General features: G+C 68.1%; 14 protein-coding genes. 3 read left to right on the top strand and 11 right to left on the bottom strand.

Going from position 1 to position 13500, the window contains the following annotated elements:
- Positions 1-39: 39 nt before the first annotated feature.
- The 8 genes from tolB to RN629_RS06835 all read right to left on the bottom strand — a co-directional run bounded on the left by tolB (position 40) and on the right by RN629_RS06835 (position 7612).
- Positions 40-1458: a Tol-Pal system beta propeller repeat protein TolB gene (tolB, locus tag RN629_RS06870; protein ID WP_407034532.1), complete on the bottom strand. Its 1419-nt coding sequence runs from the start codon at positions 1456-1458 to the stop codon at positions 40-42.
- An 11-nt stretch (positions 1459-1469) separates the two neighbouring features.
- Entirely contained in the window at positions 1470-2528 is a 1059-nt protein-coding gene (locus tag RN629_RS06865; RefSeq protein ID WP_407034531.1) for a cell envelope integrity protein TolA, read from the bottom strand.
- Positions 2528-2986 carry a protein TolR gene (gene tolR, locus RN629_RS06860; RefSeq protein WP_407034530.1) on the bottom strand — a complete coding sequence of 153 codons (459 nt, stop codon included), beginning with the start codon at positions 2984-2986 and terminating at the stop codon, positions 2528-2530. Before tolR ends, RN629_RS06865 begins: the two co-directional genes overlap by 1 nt.
- A gap of 13 nt (positions 2987-2999) precedes the next feature.
- Positions 3000-3692 carry a protein TolQ gene (tolQ, locus tag RN629_RS06855; protein ID WP_407034529.1) on the bottom strand — a complete coding sequence of 231 codons (693 nt, stop codon included), beginning with the start codon at positions 3690-3692 and terminating at the stop codon, positions 3000-3002.
- Positions 3689-4159, bottom strand: coding sequence for a YbgC/FadM family acyl-CoA thioesterase (locus RN629_RS06850; RefSeq protein WP_407034528.1), 471 nt, complete (start codon positions 4157-4159; stop codon positions 3689-3691). Before RN629_RS06850 ends, tolQ begins: the two co-directional genes overlap by 4 nt.
- Positions 4160-4269: 110 nt before the next feature.
- Positions 4270-5064, bottom strand: coding sequence for a hypothetical protein (locus RN629_RS06845; protein WP_407034527.1), 795 nt, complete (start codon positions 5062-5064; stop codon positions 4270-4272).
- A gap of 166 nt (positions 5065-5230) precedes the next feature.
- Positions 5231-6277 carry an NAD(P)H-dependent flavin oxidoreductase gene (locus RN629_RS06840; protein WP_407034526.1) on the bottom strand — a complete coding sequence of 349 codons (1047 nt, stop codon included), beginning with the start codon at positions 6275-6277 and terminating at the stop codon, positions 5231-5233.
- Positions 6278-6361: 84 nt separating this feature from the next.
- The gene (locus RN629_RS06835; protein WP_407034525.1) at positions 6362-7612 is read right to left on the bottom strand and encodes an aspartate kinase; all 1251 of its coding nucleotides are present in this window, start codon (positions 7610-7612) and stop codon (positions 6362-6364) included.
- A 54-nt stretch (positions 7613-7666) separates the two neighbouring features.
- Here RN629_RS06835 and ubiG point away from each other — a divergent pair, with 54 nt between their 5' ends.
- The 3 genes from ubiG to RN629_RS06820 are packed head-to-tail and all read left to right on the top strand — an operon-like array spanning position 7667 to position 10592.
- Positions 7667-8404, top strand: coding sequence for a bifunctional 2-polyprenyl-6-hydroxyphenol methylase/3-demethylubiquinol 3-O-methyltransferase UbiG (gene ubiG / locus RN629_RS06830; RefSeq protein WP_407034524.1), 738 nt, complete (start codon positions 7667-7669; stop codon positions 8402-8404).
- 11 nt (positions 8405-8415) lie between these two features.
- Complete coding sequence (locus RN629_RS06825) at positions 8416-9855, top strand: hypothetical protein (protein WP_407034523.1); 1440 nt, start codon at positions 8416-8418, stop codon at positions 9853-9855.
- Positions 9852-10592 carry a DUF2334 domain-containing protein gene (locus RN629_RS06820; protein WP_407034522.1) on the top strand — a complete coding sequence of 247 codons (741 nt, stop codon included), beginning with the start codon at positions 9852-9854 and terminating at the stop codon, positions 10590-10592. Before RN629_RS06825 ends, RN629_RS06820 begins: the two co-directional genes overlap by 4 nt.
- Positions 10593-10646: 54 nt before the next feature.
- Here RN629_RS06820 and RN629_RS06815 read toward each other — a convergent pair whose 3' ends face one another.
- The 3 genes from RN629_RS06815 to RN629_RS06805 are packed head-to-tail and all read right to left on the bottom strand — an operon-like array spanning position 10647 to position 13310.
- Entirely contained in the window at positions 10647-11831 is a 1185-nt protein-coding gene (locus RN629_RS06815; protein WP_407034521.1) for a glycosyltransferase, read from the bottom strand.
- A gap of 10 nt (positions 11832-11841) precedes the next feature.
- Positions 11842-12378 (bottom strand): DUF2141 domain-containing protein, encoded by a 537-nt coding sequence (locus tag RN629_RS06810; protein WP_407034520.1) that lies wholly within the window; start codon positions 12376-12378, stop codon positions 11842-11844.
- Positions 12375-13310 carry a hypothetical protein gene (locus tag RN629_RS06805; protein WP_407034519.1) on the bottom strand — a complete coding sequence of 312 codons (936 nt, stop codon included), beginning with the start codon at positions 13308-13310 and terminating at the stop codon, positions 12375-12377. The genes RN629_RS06810 and RN629_RS06805 overlap by 4 nt, the downstream gene beginning before the upstream one ends.
- Positions 13311-13500 lie beyond the last annotated feature (190 nt).

Below are 13500 nucleotides of genomic sequence, written 5' to 3'. Positions count from 1 at the left end.
CTTGGTTCGTTTCGCCCCCGAAACTCCTCCCCGAACGCGTCACGGCCGCAATGGTCCCCACGCCGGATCCGATCCGTCGAGCGGCGTCGGAATACGCCGTTCATTCACCCCGGTCAGGTCGACCATCCACACATCGGCCTTGCCCGACGCCCCTTGCGTCGAACGCTGGAAGGTGATGACGCGGCCATTGGGTGACCAGCTGGGCCCTTCGTCCTGCCAGCTGTTGGTCAACAGCTTCTCGCCGCCGCCCGACGGATTCATGATGCCGATGCGGAACGCGCCGCCCAGCTTGGTGAAGGCGATCAGGTCACCGCGCGGGCTCCAGACCGGGGTGGCATAGCGCCCGCCGCCGAAGCTGATTCGCTGCTGATTCGACCCATCGGCGTTCATCACGTAAATCTGCTGCCCGCCCGACCGATCGCTTTCGAAGACGATTTTCGAGCCGTCGGGCGAATAGCTGCCCCCGGTATCGATGCCCGGCGAGGTCGTCAGCCGCTGTGGCGAGCCCCCTTGCGCCGACACGCGATAAATGTCGGTATTGCCCGCCTGCGCCATCGAGAACAGGATCCAGCGGCCATCGGGCGAGAAGCGCGGCGCGAAGGTCGTCGCGGCATTCTGCACCACCAGCCGCTGGCGCCCCGATCCGATGTCATAGACATAGATGGCGGGCCGCTTGTCGACATAAGACATATAGACGATCGACTGCTGGTTCGGCGCGAAGCGCGGGGTCAGCACGATCGACTGGCCATTGGTCAGGAAACGGTGGTTGGCCCCGTCCTGGTCCATGATCGCCAGCCGCTTGATACGGTGCGCCTTGGGCCCGGTCTCCGAGACATAGACGATCCGGCTGTCGAAATAGGGGCCCTCGCCGGTCAGCTTGGTATAGATGGTGTCAGCGCATTTGTGCGCCGCGCGCCGCCAGTCGCCGGGCGACACCACGAAACCCTGGCGCGCCAGTTCGCTCTTGGCCAGCACATCGTACAGATAGCAGCCGACCGTCAGCGTGCCGTCGCCATTGGCGCGGACATAGCCCTGGACCAGCGCCTGCGCGCCGGTGCCGTTCCAATAGTCGAAGGCGGGCGCCGTCACCTCCGGATAGGACACGGTGCGCAGCTGCGCGGGCGGGACCGGGGTGAAGAGGCCCGAATTGCGCAGGTCGTTGGTGATGATCTTCGACAGTTCCTGCCCGACGACATCGGTGGTGCCGGCGGGTGTCTGCTCGACCGCGCTGGTCGGCATCGCCGGGATCGCGATCGGCATCGGCGCGGAGATGCCGCCCTCGACATCGACCACCAGCCCTTCCTGGCCATTGGCGGGCGCAGCGGCGGGCTGCTGCCCGGGCGCCACCGCCTGGCCCTGCGGGGCAGCGACGGGCGCGGGCGCGGGCACGTCCTGCGCGGACAGCGCACTGGCCGCCAGCGCCAGCGAGAGCGGAAGAGTCAGCAGGGAACGGGGCATAAGCATCATCCTCAACCCGGAAGTTTATAGCGCAGGGTGAAATTGCTCCAGCCGCCCGGCACGTCATACAGATCGGCCGGCAGCCCGCGCAGCGGCGAACAGCCCTTGAAGGTCGCGATCGCCAGATCGTCGACCCGGTCGACATAGCGCTCATTCTCGCCATCGACGCCGCTATGGCCGACGATGCGCGGCGCGGCGGCCAGGCTGCCGTCGCGATTGAGATGCAGGTTGATCGCCACGCGAATCCGCTCCGCGCCCGGCCCCGGCGTCACCTGCCGGTTGGCGCAGGGTTGCACCTGGCGCAGGATCGCCGAGGCAATATTCGCCAGTTGCTGCGCGCCGATCCTGGCGGCGGGCGCGGCCTGCGACCTGGACGGCGACGGGTCGGGCGACAGGCCCTTCAGGAAGTCCTTGCCCAGCCGCGACCCCCGGGGATGGGTGGTCTGGGCCGTCTCGCTATGACCCGTGCCCCGCGCGGGCGTGACGGGCCGCGCCGTCGAGGGATGGGCCGTATGCTCGCTGGCGCGTGGAGACGCCTCCGAATCCGGCCTGGCGGGATGCACCGGCCTGGTCGGGGCCGGCTTGGCCGGGGCGGGTTTGGGCTCGGGCCTGGGATGCGGCTTTTCGACCGGCTTGGGCCGCGGACGCTCGACGGGCTTGGGGCGCGGTTGCGGCCTGGGCTCCGGGCGTGGTTGCGGCTTTTCGACCGGCTTGGGCTCGGGCCGGGGTTGCGGCACGGGCTTCGGTTGCGGCTTTATATGGGGCTGTGGTTTCGGCTCAGGGGCGGGCGGCGGTGGCGCGGGTTGCGGCTCCGGCACGGCCTCGACCGGCTCGGGGGGCGCGGCGTCCTCGGGCTGGCCCGCTTCGGGCGCGACCGACTGCGCCGCCTGCTGGTTGGGGTCGGGCGATTCGGCCTCCAGCGCGACATCCTTGACCAGCGAGATGTCGATCGGCGTGACCTTCAGCTTCTCCGGGTTGGGCGTCGCCAGAAAGCCGACCGACAGCAGGCCGAACAGGACGATATGCCCCGCGACCGCGATCGCCAGTCCGGTCCGTTCCCCACGCTCCATCAGCGCGCGCTCGTTCCTTCCGCCGCGCCACCCTCGACGGTGACCAGCGACACGCGGTTCAACCCGGCGCGGTTCAGCTCGCCCATGACCCGCATCACCCGGCCATAATCGAGCGCCCGGTCGGCGCGCAGATAGATTTGCGGCACCTGCCCGTCCGGGCCCTTGCGCGCGGCGATCGCGTCCAGCCGCGCGGGCAGGTCGGCATCGCTGATCTCGTCATCGTTCAGGAAAAGCCGCCCCTGTTCGTCGATCGAGATCTGCTCGGGCTTCTGCTCCTGGTCCAGCGCCTTGGCGCGGCTGTCGGGCAGGTTCACCGGCACGCCGGTGGTCAGCAGCGGCGCGGTCACCATGAAGATGATGAGCAGCACCAGCATCACGTCGACCAGCGGCGTGACGTTGATCTCCGCCATCGGCGCGCGGCGGCCGCGGCCGGAGCGGGAGGGAAGGTTCATGGCCATCGCCCGTCCCCTTTCAACGCGCCTGGTCGAGCTGGCGGCTGAGCGTGGTGTGGAAACCGTCGGCGAAGCGGTTGAGCGACGCCTCCACCTTGTTCACGCCGTGGCTGAAGCGGTTATAGGCGATCACCGCCGGGATGGCGGCGAACAGGCCGATGGCGGTGGCGAACAGCGCCTCGGCAATGCCCGGCGCGACGACCGCGAGCGACGAATTCTGCGCCTGCGCGATGCCGGTGAAGCTGCGCATGATGCCCCAGACGGTGCCGAACAGCCCGACGAACGGCGCGACCGAGCCGATCGTCGCCAGTACGTTCAAACGGTCTGACAATTTGTCGATCTCGCCCGCGACCGCCGATCCCATCGCCGTGGCCAGCCGCTCGCGCGTGCCGTCGCGATCGATATGCCCGCCCGCGGTCGACCGCCGCCATTCCTGCACGCCCGCCGAAAAGACGCGCGCGGAGGGCAGTTCATTGTCCTGCTCCATCCGGTGAAAGGCGTCGATATCCTCGGCCTTCCAGAAATCGCGCTCGAACCGGGTCATCCCTTTCTTCGTGCGCGCCAGCTTGCGCGAAAAGGAGACGATGATCGTCCAGGTCCAGATGCTCGCGAGCAGCAGACCGATCATCACAAACTTGACCACCCAATCGGCCTGCAGGAACAGCGCGACGGGCGACAAGGTGGCGGCATCCATGTTGAAGACGGGATTCATGGGCGTTCGGTGTCCCCCTGCCAGACGAGGCGTTGGTAGATGGTGATCCAGTCGGCCGGTTGCCGCCTGGGCCGGCCGTTCGGACCCACCCATGCGACGGTAACCTTGGCATCGGTCAGCTTGACCGTGCCGCACCTGACTGTCTGATGAATGACGACGCGCACCGGACTGAGTTCGACCAGGCGCGACGTGACGAGCAGATCGTCGTCGAGCCGCGCCGGGGCGGCATAGCGGATCGCGATATCGGTGACGGCATAGGCGCCCTCGCCCGCCTCATGCGCGGCGCGCTGGTCGATTCCGGCGACGCGCAGCATGTCGGAGCGGGCCCGCTCCATATAACGCAGATAATTGGCGTGATAGACGACGCCCGACAGATCGGTGTCCTCGAAATAGACGCGCACCGCAAAGCGATGCTCGCCCGCTTCGAAGCGGCCGCCCTTTGGCTGATCGTCGCACATCACCGTCATGGTGGGCGCCCGTTAACCCATCCGCCCCAGGGAAGGAAGGCACTTGCGCAAAGCGCGGACGCCGGCATGGCCACCGCCATGCCATGGGATGCTCCCCTGCGCCGCGCCGCTTACTGAAGCGCAGCCGGATCGACCGACAGGCTGGGCGGGCGGATCACCGGGCGCGGCGTATAGGGCGTGGCGGCGGGAACCGGCTGGCTCGACAGGATCGCACCGCCCGCGACACGCGGACCGACCGGGGCCACCGCGTTGCTCGCGACGGTCAGCGGCGCGGCGACCGTCCGGACCGGCACCATCGTGCCCGCACGCCACGCGTCATAGGCCCGGAAGAAGGCGATGAACGGGGCATCGAGCTGATCCAGCCGCTGCGCCGCCACGGTCTCGAACCCCTGGGCCGGGGCCGCGCTGATATCGGCCAGCACCTGGTCGGCCGCCGCGCAGAATCCCTTGCGGGCCGGAGTGATCGAGAAGAAATTGTAGAGCCGCGTCATCGCGTCGTCATAGCGATCACGCCAATCGCCGCCCTGCGCCTGATATTCGGCCGAATAGCGTTTTTCCGCCGCCGCCAGCGCCGTCTTCTGCGTGGTCAGCATCGTGTTGTAGCGGGTGACGATCAGCCCTTCGTCCGCACCGCGACAGGCGAGCGCCGCGACGTTGAGCGCTGAACGAAGATGCCAGATCGTGGCGGCGCTGGTCAGCGCGCGGTTCGGTGTCGCATAATTGCCGTCGGGCAACAGCGCGGGAATGCGCATCCCCGGCGTCGCCCCCGGCGGCAGCGGCGCGCGCGCGACCTGGGGCGCGGGCACCATCACCGGCGGCGGCGCGACCTTGGCAGTCTCCCGCGCCGTACAGCCCGCCAACGAAAGACCGATGGCCATGCCAGTCCAGATACGCGTCTTCACCATAACCCGATCCTCGGAAAACCAGCCCCCCAGCTTGAACGACTCCGATCATGCCGAATCGAGGTTAACAGGTCGTAAGCCGTGCGACGAAGCGAGCCACAGCTTCGGGGAATCAAGGATTTTGAAGAGGATGACGCCCATCGCCCCCGGATCGGCGCCGCCGCGCCGGTCAGGCGCTGCGCGCGACCAGCGCGGCGGCGGCTTCGGCCATGAGCTGCGCCAGGATGTCGGCGATCGGCTCTTCCTTCGTCACCATGCCGACCGACTGGCCCGCCATCACCGATCCATATTCGACATCGCCATCGATCACCGCGCGGCGCAGCGCCCCCGCCCAGTAATGTTCGATCTGGAGCTGCGCCTCGCCCATTGCGACCGCGCCCTCGTCCAGCGCCTGTGCGACGTCACGCTGCTTGGCGGTGAAGAGGTCGCCGCCCGCATTCTTGAGCGCGCGCACCGGAATGACCGGCAGGCGCGGATCGATCTGCACACTCGCCACCGCGTCGCGGGCCGAGGCGCGGATGAACGCCTTCTTGAAGTTCGGATGCGCGATCGATTCCGTGGCGCAGACGAAGCGTGTGCCGAGTTGAACCCCCGCCGCGCCCATGTCGAGATAGGCGGCGATCGCCTCGCCCCGGCCGATGCCACCCGCGACGAAGACCGGCACCTGCCCGGCGATCTCGGGCAGCATCTCCTGCGCCAGCACGCTGGTCGAGACCGGGCCGATATGGCCGCCCGCCTCCATCCCCTCGATCACCAGCGCATCGACGCCGGAACGGATCAGCTTCTTGGCGAGGCTGAGCGCGGGGGCGAAGCAGATGACCTTGGCCCCCGTCGCCTTGATCGCCTCCAGCGCGCCCTTGGGGGGCAGGCCGCCCGCCAGCACGACATGGCCGACCTGATGACGGCCGCACACCGCAATCAGGTCGAACAGCTGCGGGTGCATGGTGATGAGGTTCACGCCAAACGGGCGCGTCGTCATCGCCTTGGTCGCGGCGATCTCGGCGTCGAGCAACTCGGGCGTCATCGCCCCGCACGCGATCACGCCGAAGCCGCCCGCATTGGACATGGCGGAGACGAGATGCCGCTCCGACACCCAGGACATGGCCCCCGCCATGATCGCCATGTCGGCGCCCAGGAATGCCGCGCCGCGCGCCATGCGGGTGGCAAGGCGCTGTTCGCCGGTAGTGGTCGGGGTGGAAAGGAGCATGTCAGTCATCGACGCTCCATGCCGTGCCGGGGGACGGACGGCAAGCGGCGGCACGAAATCCTCCCCGTCGCCGGGCGGGGAGGATTCGGGCGCTCAGGCCGCTTCGGCGTCCAGCCCGTAGGCGGTGTGCAGCACGCGCACCGCCAGTTCGGTATAATCCTCCTCGATCAGCACGCTGACCTTGATCTCCGAGGTGGTGATGGCGAGGATGTTGATGCCGCGCGCGCCCAGCGTCTGGAACATGGTCGACGCGACGCCCGCATGGCTGCGCATGCCGACGCCGACGACCGAGATCTTCGCCACGCGGGTGTCATGCACCATCTTGGCATAGCCGATGTCGCCATTCGCCTTTTCCAGCACGTCCAGGCAGCGCGCGAGGTCCGCCGAGGGGACGGTGAAGGTCACGTCGGTCGACCCGGTCGAATGCGCGATGTTCTGGACGATCATGTCCACGTTGATCCCCGCATCGGCCAGAGGCGCGAAGATCGATCCGACCGCGCCGGGGCGATCCGGCACGGCGGTCAGGGTGATCTTGGCTTCGTTCTTGTCATGCGCGATGCCGGTGATGAGCTGGCGTTCCATATCGTCGATTTCCTCTTCGCCCACGATCAACGTGCCGCGATACCCGTCTTCGTCCCGTGCGTCGTCGAACGAGCTGAGCACCCGCACGCGCACCTGTTCCTTCATCGCCAGCCCCACCGAGCGGGTCTGGAGCACCTTGGCACCGACGCTGGCGAGTTCCAGCATCTCTTCATAGGTGACCTTCGACAGCTTGCGCGCGCGCGGCACGATGCGCGGATCGGTCGTGTAGACGCCATCGACATCGGTGTAGATGTCGCACCGCTCCGCCTTCATCGCCGCCGCCACCGCGACCGCGCTGGTGTCCGATCCGCCGCGCCCCAGCGTGGTCACGCGATTGCCCTCGGCGACGCCCTGAAAGCCGGGGATGACCGCGACCACGCCAGCCGCCAGGCTCTGGTCGAGCGCGGCGGTGTCGATCTCGCCGATCCGCGCCTTGGCGAACGCCGTGTCGGTATGGATCGGCAACTGCCAGCCCAGCCACGAGCGCGCGGGCACGCCCATCGCCTGGAGCGTGATCGCCAGCAGCCCGCTGGTAATCTGTTCGCCCGCCGAGACGACGACGTCATATTCCTGCGGATCGTAGAGCGACGAGGCCTCGCGGCAGAAACCGACCAGCCGGTCGGTCTCGCCCGCCATCGCGGAGACGACGACCGCGACCTGATGGCCCGCCTCCACCTCGCGTTTGACCCGCGCCGCCACGTTGCGGATGCGCTCGATTCCGGCCATCGAGGTGCCGCCGAACTTCATCACGATACGGGCCATGCGGTTTTTGCCAATCTCCTTGGGGTAAAACGGCGGTCCTGATAGGTAGACCTCATGACGAACGCAAGCGATTTGAACGATTCTACCATTATCGGGGCCGAAGCCGCACATTTCGGAAAGATGGCGGCAGATTGGTGGGATCCCAAAGGGTCGAGCGCGATGCTCCACCGGCTGAACCCGCCGCGACTCGGCTATATTCGTGAACAGATCGACCTGCATTGGGATGTCGATGGCCAGGGCTTCACGCCCTTGGCGGGCAAGCGCGCACTCGACGTCGGCTGCGGCGCGGGGCTGTTGTGCGAGCCGCTGGCGCGTCTGGGCGCGGACGTCACGGGGCTGGACGCCGCGCCGGAGAATGTCGCGGTCGCCGCCGCGCATGCCGCGCAATCCGGCCTGTCGATCCAGTATCGCGCGGGCAGCGTCGAGGGGCTGGCGGGCGGGACCTTCGACCTCGTCACCTCGCTGGAGGTGATCGAGCATGTCGCCGATCCGGCGCGATTCGTGCGCGGGCTGGCAGATGCGCTGGCACCGGGCGGGCTGGTGATCCTGTCGACCCCCAACCGGACGCCGCTGTCGAAGCTGGCGCTCATCACCCTGGCGGAGGGGACGGGCATGATCCCCAGGGGCACGCATGACTGGTCGAAGTTCCTGACGCCCGAGGAGCTGACCGCGCTGCTGACCGATGCGGGGCTGACGGTGCGTGACGTGCGCGGCCTGAGCTTCTCGCCGACCAAGGGGTTCATGGTCAGCGACTCGACCGCGCTGGACTATTTCGTCACCGCGACCCGCTAAGCCCCCGCATCATGATCCGTTCCGCTTCGACGCCGATGGTCCGGCGTCTGCTGGTCCTGTTCCTCGTCGCGGTGGCGGCGCGGGCGCTGACCTTCGGCAATCCGGTCGTCCATGTCGATGAGGAATTCTACTTCTTCACCGGCACGGCGATGCATCACGGCGCCTGGCCGTTCGTCGATGTGTGGGACCGCAAGCCGATCGGGCTGTTCCTCCTTTACGCGCTGCCCGCGGCGCTTGGCTATCCGGCAGGCATCTGGGGCTATCAACTGTTCGCGCTGGCCAGCGTGGTGGCGACCGCCTGGGCCATTGCGCGGATGGCCGATCGGCTGGGCTGGACCACGGGCGCGACGGCGGCCGGGATCGCCTATATCCTCTGGCTCGACCTGCTGGGCGGACAGGGCGGGCAGGCGCCGGTCTTCTACAATGCGCTGATGATCGGCGCGGCGTGGCTGATCCTCGAATCGGACCGACGGCGCGCGCGTGCGCCGGGGCTGGCCGCGATGGCGCTGGTCGGGATCGTCCTGCAGATCAAATATTCCGCCGTGTTCGAGGGGATGGTGTTCGGGCTCTGGCTGCTTGGTGCCGAATGGCGGCGGTCGCGCTCCCCGGGCGCGCTGGTCGGCTACGGCGCGGCGCTGGTCGCGGTCTCGCTGGCCCCGACCGCGATCGCCGCCGGAGTCTATGCCGCGATCGGCCAGTGGGATGCGTTTCTCTACGCCAATTTCCTGTCGATCTTTCATCGCAACCCCGATCCCCTGCCCGAGCTGGCGGCGAATCTGGGGCAGATGGTGCTGATCCTGTCGCCGATCGTCACGCTGGCCGTGCTGGGGCTCCAGCGGACGTGGCGGGCGCCGGACGCCCCTGCGGAACGGGGGTTTCTCGCGGTCTGGCTGGACGCGGCGATCGTCGGCGTGCTGCTGTTCCGTCCCTGGTTCGACCATTATGGCCTGCCTATCCTGCTGCCCGCCTGCACCGCCGCCGCGGCGATGCTGGGTCGCGCGGCGTGGCGACGGCGTCTTGCGCCCGCGCTGTTGCTGGTCGTCGCGCTGGGCGGACAGATCGTGCTGCTCGCGCTGCGGCATGAGCGGGGCGGCCCGGCCGAGTTCGCCGCCTTGTCGGCGGCGGTCGGCCGGGGACCGGGTTGCCTCTATGTCTATTCAGGCAGCACGATGCTCTATGTCGCGACGCGGCGGTGCGCCCTGTCGCGCTATATCGTGCCCGCGCATCTCAGCCGCGCGCGCGAGGCGGGGGCGACCGGCGTCGACCAGGATGCCGAGATCGCGCGCATCCTCCGCGCCCGGCCCGCTGTGGTCGTCATGCGGCCGCCCTATAATGGCGAGCGGCCCGCCGCCCATGCCCGCGTGATGGCGGCCATGGCGGACGGCTATCGCCTGACCGCCAAACTGCCGATGGGCAACGAGACGATCCGGGTCTATAAATCCATCCCATGAAACGCCTTCTCGCCTCGATCCATGACGTGTCCCCCCGTTTCGAGGGCGCGGTCGACGCGCTGTTCGACCGGCTGTCGGGGCATCTGGGCGGGCCGCGTCTCGCCATGCTGGTCATTCCCGACCATTGGAACAGCGCCCCCATCGCGCCCGGCACCCCCTTCGCCACCCGGTTGCGCAACTGGGCCGACATGGGGATCGAGATGTTCGTGCACGGCTGGTCGCACAAGGACGACATGGAGCATAGCGATCCACGCATCGCGCTGAAGGCCAAGCATATGACGGCGGGCGAGGGCGAGTTCGTGGGGCTCGACCGCGCCGAGGCGCTGCGCCGGATGCAACGCGGCACCGCGCTGGTCGAGGACATCATCGGCCGCCGCGCGACGGGCTTCATCGCCCCCGCCTGGCTCTATTCGGACGATGCGCGCGTGGCGCTGGGCGAGGCGGGCTTCGGCCTGGCCGAGGATCATTTCCGCGTCTGGACGCCGATCGACGGCAAGATCGTCGCGCGCGGTCCCGTCGTCACCTGGGCCAGCCGGTCGCGCGGTCGCCAGCTGAGTTCGCTCGCCGCCGCCGCCGTGCTGCGCCACGGCCTGCGCCCGGCCCCGGTCGCGCGGGTGGCGGTCCATCCGGGGGACAATGGCGTCCCCGCGCTGCTCGACAGCATCGACAAGACCTATTCGCGGCTCGCCAGGACGCACCGGCCGTCGCGCTATGCGGATCTGCTCGCCGCCGCCTGACCGGCCCGCCAGTGCGGCCTGGCCCGTGTAGGGTGAAGCCCGGGACGACGGACGTCAGGCCGCGGCCTGGTCCCGCCGCTCGCTGTCGAGCAATTGCTGATAGCGCGCGGTCAGCGCCTCGGCATGGTCGCGGTCGCTGAACACCTTGCCCGCCGCGATCCGCGCGGCGTGGCGCAACATCCGCTGGTCGCGTGACAGCAACCGCTCGATCGCCTCGGCACAGGCCGCGCCGTCGCGGGCGCGGAAGGTTTCGGCGAACAGCGGATTGGCGACCTCGGCACAGCCGCCATAATCCGGTACCACCAGCGGCAGGCCCGACGCCAGCGCCTCCGACGCGACCAGCCCGAACGTCTCGGTCTCGCACCCATGCACCAGCGCGTCGCAGCTCGCCATGATCCGGGCGAGGCGCGGACGATCATAGACCGGGCGGAACAGGCGGATATGCGGACTGCCCGCGATCCGTTTTTCCAGCGCGCGGCTGGCCACGCCGCCGCCGATCAGGATCAGGCCGACAGGGCGGCTCGCCGCCACGCGCTCGACCGCGTCGATGACCATGGTCCAGCGCTTCTCGGGGTGATGCCGCCCCAGCCCGAGCAGCAGATGCGCATCCTCGGGCAGCGCGCATTGCGCCAGAAGCGCGGCGCGCAGGCGTTCGTCGCGGTGGTCGGGCGAGAAGAAATGCCGTTCGATGCCCAGCGGAATCCCTTCGTCCACCCGCACGCCGCGCTTGCCCAGCCGCTTGACCAGCGCCGGACCGTTGGACAGCACCAGATCATAATGGTCGAGAAAGCGGTTCATGTAGCGGCTGTACCAGCTGAACCAGTCCTCGACGCGCTCCTGCGCGACAAAGCCGTCCAGCCAGCGGACCGGATAGGTGCCGACATTGTCGTTGTGCATGAAGAAGACCTTGCGCGCCCGGCCCTGCCAGTTGGCGACGAACCAGGCGGGCTTGGCGGGCGAGGAGACCTCGACGATGTCGGGATCCAGCTCGTCGAGCAGGCGGCACACCGGCGCGCCGTCCCAGAACATGCCGTAATTGGTGTCCAGGATCAGGCGTGGCGCCTTTACATAGATGATCTTGCCGCCGCCGGGACGCTCCTCGACCCGATCCTCGGTCCCCGGCGCCAGGACGATCAGTTCATGGCCCATCTCCGCCAGGATCGCCATCTTGCGATCGATATAGGTCCGCACGCCCCCGCCGGTGGGGGAGTAGAACTCGTTGACGTCGACGATGCGCATCCGCTCTCTCTCAGTCGATGGGGCCGAAGCCACCCAGACCACGTAGATATTGGGCACGAATGGTGACATTTGCCACCCCGCTCGGCACATCGATCAACGCGGAGGCGAGCGGCGGCTTGCGCCGGCCCAGCTTGGTGTTGGCGGGAAAGCCCGCGCCATCGGTCCAGAAATTGAACTTGTTCTTGCCGTCCCGGTCATGGGTGAAGAGCAGGGCATAGCGGCCCGGATGCGGCACGCGGATGCACATGGCCAGCGGCCCGCTGCCCGCCGGGGTCGGCACCTGGACGCGGCGGAACGTCTTGCCCGCCCGCTCCAGCACGCCGTCATCGGCCAGGAAATCCTCCTCATCGGCGGGATAGAGTTCCAGCTTCAGATTGCCCTTGCGATCCTTCAGCCCCTCGATCCGCGCCAGGATCGCCGGACCGCCGCCGCCGGTGCAGGCCGCCGCGTCGCTGCCCAGCACCTGCGCGCCCGCCGCGCGCGGCAGCATGATGGCCATCGCCGCCGCCACCGCCGCCGTCATCCACTTCGTCCACGCACGGGTCATGCCCGAACCCTCCGAACCAGTTCCGCCAGGCCGAAGCCCGCGATCAACACCACATGCACGAGCAGCGTCAGCGCCGCCGTAAACGCTATCAAATCGCTCAGTTCCTGATCCTGCCCGATCAACAGGATCGCGAAATTGGCGAAAAGAAGATCCTTGTTGGGCACCAGCGGCAGGCGCGAGACGAGCAGCCGCGCCGCCGACAGGAACAGCCACATGCCCAGCGACACCTCGGGCATCCCCAGATGCCATGCCAGCGCGATCAGCACCGAACTGGCGATCAGGCGCAGGCAGTGGACCATGAACACCCACCACAGGGTATTCCGGTCGAGCGAGAAGACCCGCCGCGAAAAGATCAGGAAAGGCAGCGAGGTCGCCATCACGATCCCGATCGAGCCCCAGACGATGCGCAGTTGGTCGGGGGTCAGCAACTCGCGGCCAAAGGGCAGCGCGAGGCCGATCATCACCAGCGTGATCGCATTGCCCGCGATCGCCGACAGGATGCCCACATCCTTGACCGCGCCAAAGGGGGCCGCGACCATCTTCGCATTGGCGCGGGCCCAGGCGTAGAAATAGGCCTCACCCGAATAGCTGAACGCCACCTCATTGGCGATCCGCTTGCGGATCAGCGCGGCCAGGCCGCTGGGCGGGATGTTCCACAGGCGGCGGAAGATGACATAGTCGCCGATCGGCAGCGCCATATAGAGGGCGACAAACACCACGTAGAAAAGCGGATCGGTCGGCACCGAATGGCTCAGCCCCACCAGCCCGCGGCCGAGCAGTTCATGCCCCAGCCCCACGACCATGGCGAGCGTCAGCAGCGCGCCGATGATCGTTGGCCAACGGCTCTTGACCGTCTTCAACGGCTCCAGCTCGGCCAGATCGGGCACGACCGCCCCGGCCTGGCCGGGCGAAATCGCCTGTTGCGGGATCATCGGGTCATCTCGTTCATTTTGCACGTCTAGGACAATCCTCGGCGGCGCGCGGACACCGATGCGCCCGCTAACCTCAACTCTGCTTTCTTACACCTGAATATGGAACCCGCTGTGTCTTTGGAATGTGTCCGCGATAGGGCTGAGCCTGACATAATTGCGCGACAAGGTGCGATTATTGCGGCCCCTCCTT

Source organism: Facivitalis istanbulensis, assembly GCF_040560405.1.
GTDB lineage: Bacteria > Pseudomonadota > Alphaproteobacteria > Sphingomonadales > Sphingomonadaceae > Sphingomonas > Sphingomonas istanbulensis.
Note: the sequence above shows the minus strand (reverse complement) of the source record. Positions and strands in the feature narration are given on the sequence as shown.

Bases quoted from the DNA above. Each gene is read 5' to 3' on its own strand.
- RN629_RS06810 (WP_407034520.1), bottom strand. From the start codon at position 12,378: ATGACCCGTGCGTGGACGAAGTGGATGACGGCGGCGGTGGCGGCGGCG.
- RN629_RS06865 (WP_407034531.1), bottom strand. From the start codon at position 2,528: ATGGAGCGTGGGGAACGGACCGGACTGGCGATCGCGGTCGCGGGGCAT.
- RN629_RS06815 (WP_407034521.1), bottom strand. From the start codon at position 11,831: ATGCGCATCGTCGACGTCAACGAGTTCTACTCCCCCACCGGCGGGGGC.
- ubiG (WP_407034524.1), top strand. From the start codon at position 7,667: ATGACGAACGCAAGCGATTTGAACGATTCTACCATTATCGGGGCCGAA.
- RN629_RS06805 (WP_407034519.1), bottom strand. From the start codon at position 13,310: ATGATCCCGCAACAGGCGATTTCGCCCGGCCAGGCCGGGGCGGTCGTG.
- tolB (WP_407034532.1), bottom strand. From the start codon at position 1,458: ATGCCCCGTTCCCTGCTGACTCTTCCGCTCTCGCTGGCGCTGGCGGCC.
- RN629_RS06835 (WP_407034525.1), bottom strand. From the start codon at position 7,612: ATGGCCCGTATCGTGATGAAGTTCGGCGGCACCTCGATGGCCGGAATC.
- tolR (WP_407034530.1), bottom strand. From the start codon at position 2,986: ATGGCCATGAACCTTCCCTCCCGCTCCGGCCGCGGCCGCCGCGCGCCG.
- RN629_RS06850 (WP_407034528.1), bottom strand. From the start codon at position 4,159: ATGACGGTGATGTGCGACGATCAGCCAAAGGGCGGCCGCTTCGAAGCG.
- tolQ (WP_407034529.1), bottom strand. From the start codon at position 3,692: ATGAATCCCGTCTTCAACATGGATGCCGCCACCTTGTCGCCCGTCGCG.
- RN629_RS06845 (WP_407034527.1), bottom strand. From the start codon at position 5,064: ATGGTGAAGACGCGTATCTGGACTGGCATGGCCATCGGTCTTTCGTTG.
- RN629_RS06820 (WP_407034522.1), top strand. From the start codon at position 9,852: ATGAAACGCCTTCTCGCCTCGATCCATGACGTGTCCCCCCGTTTCGAG.
- RN629_RS06840 (WP_407034526.1), bottom strand. From the start codon at position 6,277: ATGACTGACATGCTCCTTTCCACCCCGACCACTACCGGCGAACAGCGC.
- RN629_RS06825 (WP_407034523.1), top strand. From the start codon at position 8,416: ATGATCCGTTCCGCTTCGACGCCGATGGTCCGGCGTCTGCTGGTCCTG.